This window comes from Micromonospora sp. NPDC005367 (assembly GCF_040606825.1).
GTDB lineage: Bacteria > Actinomycetota > Actinomycetes > Mycobacteriales > Micromonosporaceae > Micromonospora.
Genome location: NZ_JBEXFP010000014.1, coordinates 58,034 through 71,956, shown reverse-complemented (window position 1 = coordinate 71,956; position 13,923 = coordinate 58,034). Strand labels below are relative to the sequence as shown.

Annotated in this window: 9 protein-coding genes and 5 tRNA genes; 6 read left to right on the top strand and 8 right to left on the bottom strand. The window is 70.4% G+C overall.

The features are described 5' to 3' along the window. Positions 1-105 precede the first annotated feature (105 nt). From ABZS42_RS12785 to ABZS42_RS12770, 4 genes are all read right to left on the bottom strand, one after another. Entirely contained in the window at positions 106-3,039 is a 2,934-nt protein-coding gene (locus ABZS42_RS12785) for a M36 family metallopeptidase (RefSeq protein ID WP_355144632.1), read from the bottom strand. 125 nt (positions 3,040-3,164) lie between these two features. Continuing rightward, positions 3,165-5,285, bottom strand: a complete 2,121-nt coding sequence (locus ABZS42_RS12780; protein WP_355144630.1) for an acyltransferase family protein — start codon at positions 5,283-5,285, stop codon at positions 3,165-3,167. Between the two features lie 347 nt (positions 5,286-5,632). Next, on the bottom strand, positions 5,633-6,214 hold the full coding sequence (locus ABZS42_RS12775) for a TIGR03086 family metal-binding protein (protein ID WP_355144628.1): 582 nt from the start codon (positions 6,212-6,214) through the stop codon (positions 5,633-5,635). Between the two features lie 72 nt (positions 6,215-6,286). Beyond that, positions 6,287-6,889 (bottom strand): TetR/AcrR family transcriptional regulator, encoded by a 603-nt coding sequence (locus ABZS42_RS12770; RefSeq protein WP_355144626.1) that lies wholly within the window; start codon positions 6,887-6,889, stop codon positions 6,287-6,289. 300 nt (positions 6,890-7,189) lie between these two features. Here ABZS42_RS12770 and ABZS42_RS12765 point away from each other — a divergent pair. The 3 genes from ABZS42_RS12765 (at position 7,190) to ABZS42_RS12755 (ending at position 7,458) form a co-directional block, all read left to right on the top strand. Next, positions 7,190-7,262, top strand: a tRNA-Gly gene (locus tag ABZS42_RS12765). Between the two features lie 34 nt (positions 7,263-7,296). Beyond that, positions 7,297-7,367 (top strand) — tRNA-Cys (locus ABZS42_RS12760). Between the two features lie 16 nt (positions 7,368-7,383). Then, positions 7,384-7,458, top strand: a tRNA-Val gene (locus tag ABZS42_RS12755). Positions 7,459-7,611: 153 nt separating this feature from the next. Here ABZS42_RS12755 and ABZS42_RS12750 read toward each other — a convergent pair. Continuing rightward, positions 7,612-8,547, bottom strand: a complete 936-nt coding sequence (locus ABZS42_RS12750) for a hypothetical protein (RefSeq protein ID WP_355144624.1) — start codon at positions 8,545-8,547, stop codon at positions 7,612-7,614. A gap of 524 nt (positions 8,548-9,071) precedes the next feature. Between ABZS42_RS12750 and ABZS42_RS12745 the strand changes: the two genes are divergently transcribed. Beyond that, positions 9,072-9,707: a YceI family protein gene (locus ABZS42_RS12745; protein WP_355144622.1), complete on the top strand. Its 636-nt coding sequence runs from the start codon at positions 9,072-9,074 to the stop codon at positions 9,705-9,707. Positions 9,708-9,812: 105 nt separating this feature from the next. On the opposite strand, the gene ABZS42_RS12740 is transcribed toward ABZS42_RS12745, so the two are convergent. Beyond that, complete coding sequence (locus tag ABZS42_RS12740) at positions 9,813-10,103, bottom strand: DUF6458 family protein (protein ID WP_355144620.1); 291 nt, start codon at positions 10,101-10,103, stop codon at positions 9,813-9,815. A gap of 151 nt (positions 10,104-10,254) precedes the next feature. Here ABZS42_RS12740 and ABZS42_RS12735 point away from each other — a divergent pair. Together ABZS42_RS12735 and ABZS42_RS12730 are read left to right on the top strand one after the other, a co-directional pair. After that, positions 10,255-10,327, top strand: a tRNA-Gly gene (locus ABZS42_RS12735). 52 nt (positions 10,328-10,379) lie between these two features. Beyond that, positions 10,380-10,454: transfer RNA gene (locus ABZS42_RS12730), tRNA-Val, on the top strand. 158 nt (positions 10,455-10,612) lie between these two features. Here ABZS42_RS12730 and ABZS42_RS12725 read toward each other — a convergent pair. Then, the gene (locus ABZS42_RS12725) at positions 10,613-11,938 is read right to left on the bottom strand and encodes a hypothetical protein (protein ID WP_355144618.1); all 1,326 of its coding nucleotides are present in this window, start codon (positions 11,936-11,938) and stop codon (positions 10,613-10,615) included. A gap of 19 nt (positions 11,939-11,957) precedes the next feature. Continuing rightward, positions 11,958-13,526 (bottom strand): hypothetical protein, encoded by a 1,569-nt coding sequence (locus ABZS42_RS12720; RefSeq protein ID WP_355144616.1) that lies wholly within the window; start codon positions 13,524-13,526, stop codon positions 11,958-11,960. Between the last annotated feature and the right edge of the window lie 397 nt (positions 13,527-13,923).

Sequence of the window (13,923 nt, the reverse complement as noted above, 5' to 3'; positions counted from 1 at the left end):
ACGAGCGGTAATTGCCGAGAGCCGGCAACGAACCGGCCCCGCCACGGTCGTGACGGGGCCGCTCGTCGGGGCCGGGGCCGGCCCGTGGGCCGGCCCCGGCGGTGCTCACTTCGAGAACACCTGGAACTCGGCGATCCGGACCTGGTCGCGCGCCGGGCTCGCGGTCGCGCAGTCGGTCGTGGTCGCCGGGTCGTTGTCCTGCTCACCGGCGTACGCCGGCCCGCCCGTGCACTGGCTCGCCAGGACCTCCAGCCGCAGGTGGGTGGCGAGGGTGGTGGGCACCCGGAACTCGCGGAGGTTGATGTCCCGGGTGTACGCCCGGTACGCCCCGCCCGGGAACGCGTCGTTCTTGCTCGTGTAGACGCGCTTGAAGTTCGCCGAGTTCGTGCAATCGGCCTTCTTCGCGTTGCAGGCCAGCACCGCGAACGAGCGCAGCGAGCTGAGCGCGTTCTGGTTGCCCGCGTCGGCGTCCCCACCGATGGCCGGGCGCAGCATGGCGCTGACGTTCACCCGCTTCACCACGTGCGGCTTGTCGCCGGGCAGCGCCACGGTGACCTGCTTGCCGGCCACCCCGTCGCGCGAGGCCCAGTTCGTCGCCTCGGTGTCGTCGGCGATCCGGTCGAGGTTGACCCCGTCACCGCTGACCGTGGCGCCGGACGCGGTGGACGCGAGGTTACGGTCGAGCTTCAGGTCGAGGTGCCGCGCCTTGGGGCCGGCCTTGGCGTTCACGCGCATCCGCTGGTGCCCGAAGCCGGGCGCCACCGCGATCAGGTCGTACGTGCCGGCCACCAAATCGACGGTGTCGCCCAGCGGCGTCGCCGGGTCGGTGTCCGCGATCGGCATGGCTCGGGCCTCGTACGCCCCGACGTAGAGCCGGATCGGCGCGTCGGCGCTCTCCCCGCGCGGACGCAGCTTGAACGTCGCGTTGCCGCCGTTCGGCGAGGCGAAGCTCGGCGTGGGGTCGGTGTCGGAGGCGCCGTTGGTGACGGCGTCCCGGCCCATGCCGGAGCGGGCGAACTCGGCCCAGATCAGGTCCTGGTTCGCCCCGTCGAAGCGCAGCAGGTCGGCGGTGAGCATGTTGTCGCGCATGTCGAGCATGCTCACCTGGCTCGCCGCCTGAAGTAGGAACGAGTCGAAGACCAGCTGCGACCAGCGCCGGTTGCCCGGGCACCGGTCCGCCGGCACCTTGCCCTGCGCGCACTCCAGCTGGAGCTTCGGCGTGCCGAGGCCGTACCGCTTGACCATCGCGGAGCGGACCCGGTAATTGGTGGCGCCCCAGATCTCCCCGTCGGCGTGCACGGCCGGGCCGCCGGTGTTGTAGCCCACGTCGGAGTAGTTCAGCGGGCTGCGGCTGAGGTCGTAGTTGCGGATGCCGCTCACCAGGTTGCCGGTGACGTATCCGCCGACGATGAACGGCGTCTCACCGGGCGCCCGGAGGCCGTGCTGGAACAGGAACTCGGTCGCGAGCAGGTCGCTCCACGACTCACCCATCGATCCACCCTGGTGGCCGCCGATCCCGCTGTCCGGGCCGGCGATCATCCGGTTGCTGATGGCATGGGTGTACTCGTGACCGATCACGGTCATGTCGTAGTCGCCGTCGACGCAGGGCGGGTACGGACCGCCGGCCTGCGGCTGCCACAGGTACATGTTGGTGGTCGGCGGCAGGCCGTCGCGCGGGGTGCCCTGGTTGGCGTTGTTGCGGTTGCCGCTCAGCGCGCCCTGCTGGGCCCGGCCCTGCTCGGCGTCGCCGCCCAGACCGTCCGGGGTCAGGTTGACCGCCTGCAGGTTCCACGCCGACTCGGTGAAGCCCAGCTGGTACGCCCAGTCGTGCATCCGGTTGTGCATGGCGAAGAGGTTGCCGATCGCGGCGTCGGTGTCGTTGCGCTGTGCCGAGGTGAACACCTCCGGGTTGCACTTCGCCTGGTGCCACTGGTCGGTGAACGGGTACTCGTACCGCCGCTCCGGGCTGGTCGTGGCGGGCACCATCGGGTTGCCGGCGCCCCAGGAGACCACCGTGTTGGCCGAGTTGCCGCGCGAGGTGAACGTCGGCGTGTCGGTGGCCGCGTCGATGTCCCACGCGTTGCCGGTCGCCGGGTCGCGGTACGACTCCCGGCAGCCCGGCGCCGGGTCGGCGCACCAGCGGACCCGCGGGTCCTTCCCCGGGCCGAGGTCGCGTGGCGGGGTGGCCGGGAAGACCGCCCAGCTGGGGTTCTCCGAGTCGAAGTCGACCAGGTCCTCCCGGACCAGCACCTTCCCGGTGATGCCGTCGATGTAGGTGGTGAACGCCGCCGGGTGATCGGTGTCCGACCCGATGAGCGTCACCTCGTACGCGCTGCGCGGGCCCTCCAGCGGCGTCGGCACCGCGACCGTGCGGACGCTGTGGCTGGCCACCGCGGCGGCGTCCAGGCCGGCGTCGGCGAGCGCGGCCTTGTACGCCTGCTCCTCGCTGAGGGTGGCCGGGGTGGGCGTCGCGGCGTCCCGGGACAGCGACGAGCTGACCGAGAGCACCTTGCCCTTGCTGACGGCGAGCGTGACCAGGCCGTCGTACCCGGCGGGAAGGTCGCCGAAGCGCTGCCGGAGGGTGACCACCGCGCCGCTGCCGATCGGGCGGACCAGCACCCGCTCCAGGTCGGCCACCGCCGCGGCGTCCAGCCCGAACAGGTCACGGTTGTCGGCGAGGTACGCGCGGGCGGCGGCCTCCGGCTCGGCGGGCAGGCCGCTGGCGAGCGGGGCGGCGCCGGGGCCGAGCGAGTGCGGGGTGCCCAGCTTGTTCCACCGTACGTCCGGGTCGGCCTTGCGGGCGAGTCCACGCTGGCGGGCGTCGGGCGCGGCGCTGCCGGCGCGGTTGTCCACATCGGCGTGCTGGTATCCCTCGGCGAAGGGACCGGAGCGGCGCTCCGCGGGGGCGGCGCCGCCGGCCGGCGCGGCGGAGCTGACGCCGGTGGGCAGCAGCGCGGCGACCACCGCGGTCGCCGCCAGGACGGGGATGAGCCGGCGGCGCCGCCGGCTCATCCAAGGTGACCACTCCGGGTGTGGCACGGGACCTCCTCGTGGAGCGACCGACCGGCACCCCGCCGGCCGTGCATGCGCACGCATGTGCATCTGTGAATACCAGGAGGTGGGCGGGGCGGCAAGGCCCGGAGCGGCACGCCGGTTCTTTCAGTTCATTCGAGCTCGCTGCGCAGAGCGTCCCGTAGCCGGGGGGCCAGGCTGCGCGCGTACGTCGCGGTGAGATGTCCCTCGTCCCGATAGATCAGCACGCCGCCGATGACCGGGGCGCATCGTTGCGCGGGGCAGATCGAGTCGGTGAAGTCGAGTAGGCGTACGCCCTTCACGCCCTTGGCGGCCTCGACCTGCGGTTCGCTCAGGCGCAACGCCTCCTCCCTCGGGACAGCGCAGCGGCTGAGCTTGGTGCGGTTCTCTGAGACGCACTCAGGTACGTCGATGCCGGGGTAGGGCACGTCCCGAATCACCAGGACCCGCAGACCAGCCTGTGCGTACTGCGTCCACGTGTCGCGCATGGCCTGGATCCGGGCCCGCTCGGCTGCGGCGCCGGTGAGCACCTGGCCGCCCGGCGCAGGGTCGTAGGTGAGGCTGGACAGAATGAGCAGCTGAGGGCGCTCGGGTCCGGTCAGTGCGCTCCGCAACTTTTCGTTCCACTCGGTGCAGGTGTCGAAGGCCTTGCTCCGGTAGAGAATCGGCTCGCTCAGTACGGGGCAGCTGCCCTTGATGTGCGTGACCAACCGCCAGTTGTTCGCCACGGCCACGGGCTGCAGCGCCGGCAGCCAGTGCGCGGCGTGCGAGTCACCGGCGAGCACGACCTTGAAGCTCGAGTTCGGATCGCCGTACACGCACGCCTTCAACGCTGCCTCCGTCACCTGGAGCAGGCACCGCCCGCGGTACGTCGCCGGCAAGTCCTCCCGGGCGGCGAGGGCGTCCGGCGTCATCGTCTCCACCCGGTCGACCGGCTCGCCGGCGGCGCTGCCCCGTGGATCGTCGCCGAGAGCTCCTGCGCCGAAGTTCGGCTGAGTTGCCTCGGCGGAGCCGGTCACGGCCAGCGGCGGCATGACCGTCGTCAGATCGGCCGGAGACCGCGCCGGCGGCCAGACGGTCAGCTGGAACAGGATGGCCGCGACGACGGGTATGCCGGTGGCCACCGCCGCGAGTTTGGCGGCCTGGTGGGGAAGGCGGAGCGAGAAGCGGGCGGGGTTCTCGACGAGCCGGTACGTGAGCGCGGCCGGCACGACCGAGAGCGCCACCACCACGGCAGCCTGCGCCGGGGCCAGTTCGCCGAACTGCGCCTCGGCGGCCACCAGCAGCGGCCAGTGCCACAGGTACAACGAGTACGAGAGCGCCCCGATGAGGCGAATCGGGGCCAGGCCGAGCAGCGCTGTCGGGCCGGCGCGGCCGGCGGCCGGCCCGGCGGCGATCACGGCCGCGGCGCCGAGGGTGGGCAGCAGGGCGACATAACCGGGGAACGCCAGGTCAGGTGTGATGGCCAGTCCGGCAACGATGATCGCGCCAACGCCGCCCCAGCCGAGTCCCACAGCGAGCGGGCGTGGTAGCCGGGTCAGGTGGTGACTGAGGATGGCCAGACCGCCGCCGAGCGCGAGCTCCCACATCCTCGTGGTGCTGTGGAAGTACGACTGGGCGGGGTTGCTCTGGGACAGGTGGATCGACCAGGCCAGCGACGGGAGGGCCACCATCGCGAGTCCAATCAGCAGGCGTCGCTCGAAGCGGCGCCGGCTGGCCGGTCCGGTGCGGCGGACGCGCCGGAAGAGCGTCCACGTGACACCTACCAGCAGCATCGGCCAGACCAGGTAGAACTGTTCCTCGACGGCAAGCGACCAGAAGTGTTGCAGGATGCTCGGTGCCTCGTCTGACTGCAGGTAGTCGACCGACTGTTCAGCCAGCCGCCAGTTCATCGCGTACAGCCCGCTGGCGACGACGTCCCAGCCCGTGCTCGACCACCGCAACCGGGGAAGGAAGAGGTACGCCAGTAGCAGGCTGGCGACGAGGACCACGGCCGCGGCCGGAAGGAGCCGGCGGGCCCGGCGGGCGTAGAAGCCGGCGATTGAGATCCGGCCGGTCTCCGACAACTCCTTCACGAGCAGACCGGTGATCAGGAAGCCCGAGATGACGAAAAAGACGTCCACGCCGACGAAGCCGCCGGGTAGGGCCGCGAGATCGGTGTGACCCACGAGGACGAGCAGCACTGCCAGAGCCCGCAGGCCTTCGATGTCACCACGGAAGGCTGACCGGTTGACGCGGCCTTGCTGACTCATGTTCCCGCCCCACCCGTTCGCACGACGCCTCGCCGCATCGGCGGCGCGGAAACTTATCCCGTACATCCCGGTGTGAAACGATCCAGTGTCGCGGTGGCTATGGGCCTACGTCCATTTCCGCTGGTGGGAGCGTCACCTGACAGGCAGGTCTCCGTGTGGAGTCGCAGAACGACCCGGCGGCGGCCCGGGGCCGACCCCGCGAGGGGCGGCCCGCGGTGCGAGTCGTCCTCGCGTGAGCGCTACGCGTGCTGTGCCGGCTGGCCACGTCCTGCCCGGCGGTGGGGCGGCTGAAGGCGAACACCGCATCAACCTCGTGGTGATAATCGGCCCGGTGCCCGGTGGGTGGTTCAGCCGGCCCGCGTCCAGCGCGGGTCGCGGCCGAAGGCGGCGATCAGGCGGTCCTGCGCGTCGGCGTCGGCGGGCACCTCCACACCGAGCCGGGTCAGCTGGACGCGCTGGTAGTCGCCGGCGTGCGTCGCGAACCATCTCGCGCACTCCCGGACCGCGTCGGCGTCCAGCCGGGGGTCGTCGCCGATGGCGACAGCCAGGTCCCAGCCGTGGACGAGGTGCTCGGCGAGGAGCTGATGCAGGTACTCGGTCGCCGGGAGGTCGCCGGAGGAGAGGTGGACGCTGCGCGCCAGCGCGCCGGGGTGGGACGCCGCGATCTCGGCCTGCGACGCGGCCTCCCGGGCGGCCGCGATCGGATCGTCGCCGAGCTGGTCGCCGTCGAAGCGGTCACCGACCTCCGCGACGGTGCGGCCGGCGAACAGCGGAACGCTCCACCGGGCCTCGTTCACCACGTGGTTGACCAGCGTACGGACATCCCAGTCCGGGCAGGGCGTCCGCGCCGACCACTGCCGGGGGCTGACCCGCTCGACCCGGTCGATAAAGTCGGCCAGGCTGCGGCGATAGCTCTCCAGCAGGTCCATGAGGCCGATTGTCGCGGCCACCCGGGGCGGACCGAGCGGCTATGCCCGGTCTTCCCACGTGGGGCTGCTCGATCAGTCCAGCTCGGCCGGGTCCAGGCCCAACTCGCGGACGGTGACCAGGCGGACCCACTCGGTGAACTGCCGCCGGGAGATCACCCGGTCGTGCACCGCCAGCTGAACCGCCAGGCCGTCCATCACTGCGCTGATCCGCCAGGCCGCCCCGGCCGGGTCGGCGCACTCGAAGGTGCCATCGCGTACGCCGTCGGCGATGACCGTGGCGAGGTCCTCCCGCCAGCGCAGGTCCAGCCGGCGGGAGACTCGTTCCAGTTCGGGGGTACGCAGCGACTCCGACCATCCGTCGATCCACATGGACCAGGAGGTCGGGCGCCCCGCCGGGGTGTAGAGCTTGAGGATCCGGCGCAGCTTGGTCAGCGGTGGGGCGGGGGAGCGGACCACCGCGTCCAGGCGGGCCAGGTCCTGCTCGACCGCGTACTCGAAGGCCTGGGCGAGCAGCCTTTCCTTGGTGGCGAAGTGGTAGAAGACAAGGGCCTGGCTCACCCCGGCGGCCTGCGCGACGTCGGCCGTCCGGGTATTGGCCAGACCGCGTTCAGCGATCACGTCGCAGGCCGTGCGCAGCAGGGCATCCAGGCGGATCTCGGCCGCACGTCTCATCACGCCGGTTACCGTAACCCATCCGGATGAACACGGGCAGTTACCGCCGAGCGTTGATCGGCTTGTCAAAGAGTCGGAAGGCGGACACTTCGCCCAGGCTTTCGGTCGGCGCCGTTCGCCGGTCGGCGGACCGCCGGCGACTGGACCAGTCTCCTAGGATGCCCGGCCGGCTGCGACGTACGGCCCAGTCGTGACCGAACCGGTCGAACGGGGTAGGGACGCGCCGACTGAGCACCCCGAGTTGGCAACGGCTCGCCACCTCGGCTAGAGTTCCCATCCGTCACCGGGGAACACCGATGGCGTGCGGACGTAGCGCAGTTGGTAGCGCATCACCTTGCCAAGGTGAGGGTCGCGGGTTCGAGTCCCGTCGTCCGCTCGGAGATGCCGCCACGCATGACGGGGGCAACCTCGGTGGGGTGGCCGAGAGGCGAGGCAACGGCCTGCAAAGCCGTGTACGCGGGTTCAAATCCCGTCCCCACCTCGTAAGACAGAGACTCGGGCGATTGGCGCAGTGGGAGCGCGCTTCCTTGACACGGAAGAGGTCACTGGTTCAAACCCAGTATCGCCCACCAGCTGGATGAGTAGTGAGAACAGCTCGTCACCGGACATCGGTGGCGAGCTGTTCTCGTTCCTGCCGCTGGGCCGGTGGGCCGGTGGGCCGGTGGAGGAACCGCCGCTGCCTGCCGCCGGCGAGTCCCGACGGCAGGGCGGAACGACCGGACCGGTCAGAGCTTGGGGATGACCGCAGCGATCGAGGTCGCGAGGAGTGGGCCGACGATCACCAGCCCCGACTGGAGTTCGCTCAGGCTGGTGCGGTTGACGCCGAGGATCTCCTCCAGCTTGATCCGGTCCTCCGCCGCGCTGATCAGGTTGGTCTTGGGCGCGTGGGCGATGTCCGAGAACTCGTCCACGTACACCTGGCAGCGCCGACGCAGCAGGGTCGCCGACGGGATGTGCATCAACGCGATGAGGATCGAGCCGGCGGCGCCGATGACGAGCGCGGTGGACTGGGGGATCGTCTCCGAGCTGCCCCAACCGACCGACGCGGCGCCGATCAGCACCAGTACGAGCAGCAACGAGCCCATCATCTGCAGCACCCGGGCGAGGATCCGGCGCAGCCGCATCAGCGCGGCCAGCTGCTCGCCGGGAGTGCCGGTGAGACCGCGCATCGAGACGACGCGCAGCCCCGCCAGGGTCGCTCCGGCCGGCAGGGACCCGAGTATGACGATGCCGAGGAAGACCCCGAACCGCCAGGTCAGTCCGCGGCCCAGGATGGCGTGCGCGGCGGCCACCGCACCGGCCACCAACGCGAGGAAGACCAGCACCGACGAGAAGACGCGGCGGACCGGGACGTGCTGGATCTGCTGGAGGTCGTGCCAGCGGGCCACCCCGGAGCCGATGGTCGATCCGCTGAGCGCGCCGAGCAGCCCGGCCGCGGACGCCCACAGCAGCCACTGGTTGCGGGACTCGGGCAGGAGCCGGTCGGGGCTGGTGTAGGCGACCCCGAGCGCCACGGCCGCGCCGGCCATCATCATCAGCATCCGTACGACGCGCGGCCAGCCGGCGAGACCGAGCGGGCGCGGTGTGGTCACCGGCGGCGGCGTCACTGCTTCCATCGGGGCGGCGGGCGCCGGCGCGACGGGCGCCTCCACGGCGGTCATGGCCGCGAACTCTAGTCGATCTCCCGCGCTCCGGCGGCCCCCACGGGTGGGGCGCGGAGTGGACGTGGCGACTCCGTCCGGCGTGTACTTCACTGCCACTCGTATTCGCGCGCGGGCGGCGGTCGAATCTGTCGCAATTGCTGGCTTTCTCGTACGTGCACAAGGACAAACAGTTCTCGTACGCCCGTGAGATTCTTCACGGCACTGAACTGCTTCGCAGAAGTGGATGAAGTCGGCGGGATCGACGGCTTTCGTCGCCCCGGGCGTGCCCCGTCGCACCGAATCCCTTTGCTGCCAGGGGATCCGCCGTACGGGAGGGGTGTGCGATCGTCACGGTTGCGGGCGTCAGTCAATGCCCGCCATCAATTTCGCTCCCCCCAAGGTGAATTCGACACGCCTTAGTCTGAGCGCCGGGGCAGGCGTCCGCGGCCCTCGCGGCAGGTACGGCGAGCGGCCAGGCGGACCCGAAAGTCAGGGAAAGGCACTACACGATGACGGGTCCAGCCACGCGGGTGTGGAAGGGCATGACGATCCCAGCCGCCGGCACCTACGAACTCGACCAGGCGCACAAGCGCATCGGCTTCGTGGGCCGGCACATGATGGTCAGCCCGGTGCGTGGCGAGTTCACCGAGGGGAAGGCCCGGATCGTCGTCGACGAGGACCCACTGCGCTCCTCGGTGGTGGCCACCATCCGATCGTCGAGCATCGTCACCGGACACGACGACCGGGACGTGCACCTGAAAAGTCCCGACTTCCTGGACGTGGAGCGTTTCCCCGCGCTGGAGTACCGCAGTACCGGGGTGGTACCCCAGGACGAGGTCGATCCGATCTTCTTCTGGGCACGGCTGCGCGGAAACAACCGCCTCGGGCGCCGCGTCGGGAGCGATCTCGGCGCACCGCCGGCTCGTGCCTCCGGTCGCTTCGTACTCAAGGGTGAGTTGACGATCAAGGACATCACCCGGCCGGTCGACCTCCAGGTGGAGTTCGGTGGTACCCGTACGGACCTATCCGGGCAGGAGATCTTCGGGTTCACCGCGACCGCCGAGTTCGACCGTGAGGACTACAGCCTGCTGTGGAACGTCGCGCTGGAGGGCGGCGGCGTACTCGTCGGCAAGAACGTCCGCATCGAGATCGCGGCCGAGGCGATCCGCCAGTCCTGACGAAGGCGGCACCGATCGGGCGGGCCGACCACCTCGTCATGAGGGGGTCGGCTCGCCCGATGCTCGAGTCCGCCGGGCTCGGCAGGTCGATGGCGGCGCCCGGCGTCACAGCGGCGGGGCGACGTCCCGGCGCTCCTCCACCCGGCGGTACTCCACCGGCTCCTCGACCCGGCGGTACTCGACCGGCTCCTCGACCTGGCGGACCGGCTGGTCGGTGGTGACCACCGCGGACCGGCGACGGCCCCAGATGATCGTGGTCATGATGAGGCCGAGCACGCCGGCCGCCATCAGGATCCAGCCGACGACGTCGAGGTCGAACCCGCCGGGGCTCGCGTCGAGCGCGAAGGTGAGGATCGCGCCGACCGCGATCAGAAAGATGCTGGTTCCGATACCCATGACAGCCTCCTTCTGCGGGGATGTGGTGCGCTGTCGGGGGACTCAGTACCCCGCCGCTGCACGGCGCAACCACGCAACCGCCGGGTGCCGTGCGGGCCGATCTTGGCATCGGGTAGAGTTCTCCCTGTCGCCGGCGCTCGCCCGGGGACGTGCGGACGTAGCGCAGCTGGTAGCGCATCACCTTGCCAAGGTGAGGGTCGCGGGTTCGAATCCCGTCGTCCGCTCGCAGATTCGACCGACGATGCCCGGCTGTCCCGGGCGCCGGGCGGTCACCACGGGCGATTGGCGCAGTGGGAGCGCGCTTCCTTGACACGGAAGAGGTCACTGGTTCAAACCCAGTATCGCCCACCATATTCAGCAGAAGGTCCACGGCTCGTCACCGACACCGGTGACGAGCCGTAGTGCATCTGGTCCACTCCGCGGTAGCCGTGACCCGGCGTCCGGCCTGTCCGGCGGCCGTGGTCCCTCCCCACCCCGTCCGGAAGGACCACGGCCGGCCGGGCCCGACGTCAGGGGACGATGCGGACCGGCCCGCAACCGAAGAAGGTGAAGGTGCCGGCCGGGTCGGTGAACTTGCCGATCAGGCAGCCTTCGGTGTCGCCGGCTGTGAAGCCGCCGTCGGCAGCACGGAAGTGCAGGACGGCGTCGAGGTCGGCGTCACGGGTCCGCTCGTCCAGCTCGTAGCTGCGCTCGTCGTGCCGCCGGTTGTGCGTCTCGGCGGCGCCTCCGCCGCCGAGCACCACCGCCCGGTTCCCGAAGTGGGCCGTCGTGGCGACGACGGTGCGCGCGTCGAAGGCGAGCGGGTTGCCGTACTCGCCCGCCGTCGTGGTGAGCACGGCCAGCGGTGCGTTGTTCCCGCCGGCACCCAGATTGATGCTGTTCGGGTCGCCGCCGGGCTTGATGTTGACGGTGACCGGCACCGCGCAGTCGATGGTGTGGGTGGTGGACCTGGTGTTGTTCGCGGCAACCAGGTCGACGTCGGCCGGGTGGGTGGTCGCCACCGTGGCGGTGAAGGTGACGGTGTGCTGTCCCGGGGTGTCGCACCGCACGGTCCACTGGTCGGACTCGGTGACGTCGGCGCCGACCGGGACGCCGGGCAGCGTCGCCGTCCGGGTGGCCGGAGTCACCGTCACACCCGGACCGGCCGTCGCCGTCGTGGTGAGGGCCGCGTCCGCCGGGCCGTCTGGGCCGTTGTTGGTCACGACGGTGCCGACGGTGACGGTGGCGTCCTTCCCGACGAGGCCGATCGGCGGCGCGGCGGTCACGGTGACCGCCTCGACCGCGAGGTCCGCCTGAAGGCAGTCCTCGTCGTCCGGGTGGGCCAGGCAGAAGTCGTGGATCGCGTCGGTGAGGTCGGCCCGTACGATCTCGTCGGCGGCCGCGATGTCGGTGACGACGATGGTGGTCGCGTCCCGGTCGAACGGGGTGATCCAACGTCCCGACGCGTGCGGGTTGAGCCGGCGGGTCTCACCGCCGCCGGCTGTCTTCTCGCCCAGCTCCCACATCGGGTGCCAGTCGTTGAAGGTGCCGATCAGGTCGCCCGACTCGCCGAGAACGTCCACCTTGGACAGCGGTGGTGCGCCCAGGTGGGAGGGGGCGCGCTCGTCGACCACCTGGATGTCGGTGACCGTGGCGTTGGTGCGGCCGTTGAACGACACCCGTACGACTATCGACTTGGCCTCGTCGGCCGCGGTGTCGGCGGCGAAGTCGGGAATCGGTTGGATCGTCGGGTCGTCGGCCGGATCCGAGAAGGCCGGGGCCCCGGCCCAGAGCGCCACGCCGACCGCGACCGGCAGCAGCCACCAGGCCAGGCGACGGCGTGAGTTGGTTGTCATGCGCATCGTCCTCATCCCCTCAGCACTTCGCGCCGCGGCACTCGGCGAAGTACCACTCGATGCGTCTGATGTCCGCCGCCTGGGCGGTGGTGTTGTCCACCATCAGGTCGTTCGTGGCCGGGTCGGAGACCGACCAGTCGAAGTCGTCCCAGTTCTCGATCTCCTCCTCGAACTCGCGGCAGTCCGAGGCGGTCCGGCCGAGGTCGGGCGCGTCGTCGGCGCAGTCCTCCGGCTCCTCGTAGACGTTGGGGTAGACGTCCTGCTGGTAGTAGCCGCCGTCGCAGCAGTACTCGTCGGCGAGCCCGAACGGGCGGTGCCCGGACTCGTGGCGGATGGTGCTGAAACTGTTGTTCTCTCCCGAGAAGACGTTCGAGCCGCCCATCGCGCAGTCGCGGAACGAGTCCACGTGCACCACCATCACGCTGTCGGCCCAGCCCGAGTCGGGTACGACGTGGTCGCAGCCGTCCTCGGCCGGGTCCGCCTGGCCCGTGCCGACCTGGAGCCAGAAGTTCATCGCGTCCTGGTGCACCAGGAACGGGTCGTAGCTGTAGAACGAGTTGTAGATGATCTGCTGCACATCCGACTGGAACTGCGGGTCACCGGCGCCGCTGTAGTCGTCGGAGTCACCGACGAACACCCAGTCCACCCGGCTGTAGGTGCTGCCGGTGTAGAGCACCGGAACCTCGTCGCCGGCACCGGCGGTCGCCGCCACCGACCGCCATCCGGTGAAGATGGGGACGCTGCCGTCGACGCCGCGGCAGCCGTAGCTGAAGCTGCCTCCGCCGGTGATGGTGTGGTTGTACGTGAGGGTGAGCGAGTTGGCCGCGCTCACGTCCGGGGCGGTGCGATCGTTGACCCAGATCTCCAGCGTGTCGGCCCGTGCCGGGCTGAGCGCGCCGTCGAGGAACTCCGCGGTGATGGTGACGGTGTCGCCGACCTGCGGGAAGAGCGGTGTGTGCATGCACCTGATCCGGATGCCCGGGGCGGCCGGTGGTTCGGTCACCTCGACCCGTAGCCGGATGGAGGCCGACTCGTCGGGCGTTCCGGTGCTGGTGAACACGCCGCAGGCGCCGTTCAGGTCGCCGGTCACCGTGCAGGTGTTGAGGTCGAGCGTGAAGCCGAGCGACTGGTCGGTGTCGTCGTCGTTGTCCGAGGGGTCGTCCGGGTCGTCGCCGTCTGGGTCGAGGTCGGCGATGTCGTCGTCGAATCGGAGGAAGCCGTCCTCGTCGCGGATCTCCAGGTAGATGGGGACGGTGCCGCTGGAGAGGGCGACCTGCTTGGAGAACTCCCAGTTCGGTTCGATCGTGTAGGTGTCCTCGAACGGGTCGGTCGCCGGGGTGTCCTCGTTGTTGAAGGACTCTCCGGCGATCTCCACGTAGCTGTAGAAGTCGGGGTCTTCGCCGAAGTCGTGGCCTTCGACGCGCTCGACGGTCACCCGGACGGTCATGTTGAGATCGGCTGCCGCTGCCGGGCTGCTCAGCACCAGAACGGGCAGCAACGCGCTGACGAGAACCGGGACGACCGGTATCGCCCCCAGACGTCGTCGCCAGCCCACGGTGGGCTCGGCGACGTACACCACTTTGGCCATGCGGACCTCATTCGAGCAGGTGGCCCGGATCCCCGGGGATCGGGCTGCCGACGGGAAGAATGCCTGGTGGGACGGGCAGGCACGTCGGAGCGTATGCGCCGGGTGACCGGCGAATTCCGTACAGTCAGCTACTGGATAGGTGCCCTGGCGGGGTGCGGACGAGCGGTGGACGGCTCGTTGAACGTCCGCCGTGGAGGGTGAACCGGTCGATGTCTGCCGGGTCTCCCGGCGGTCGGCCGGGAGTGACCGAACGGTCGCTCGACGCGGCTCGCGGCCCGCCAAATGACATGGAAAGTACCCGTTACGTTACGAGCTTGTTTCCGAGGTAACGGCTGGGTTACGGGCGCTTCCGCATGATCGTTCGTCGCTCCTACCTTTCGGCCACCGTCACCATCCG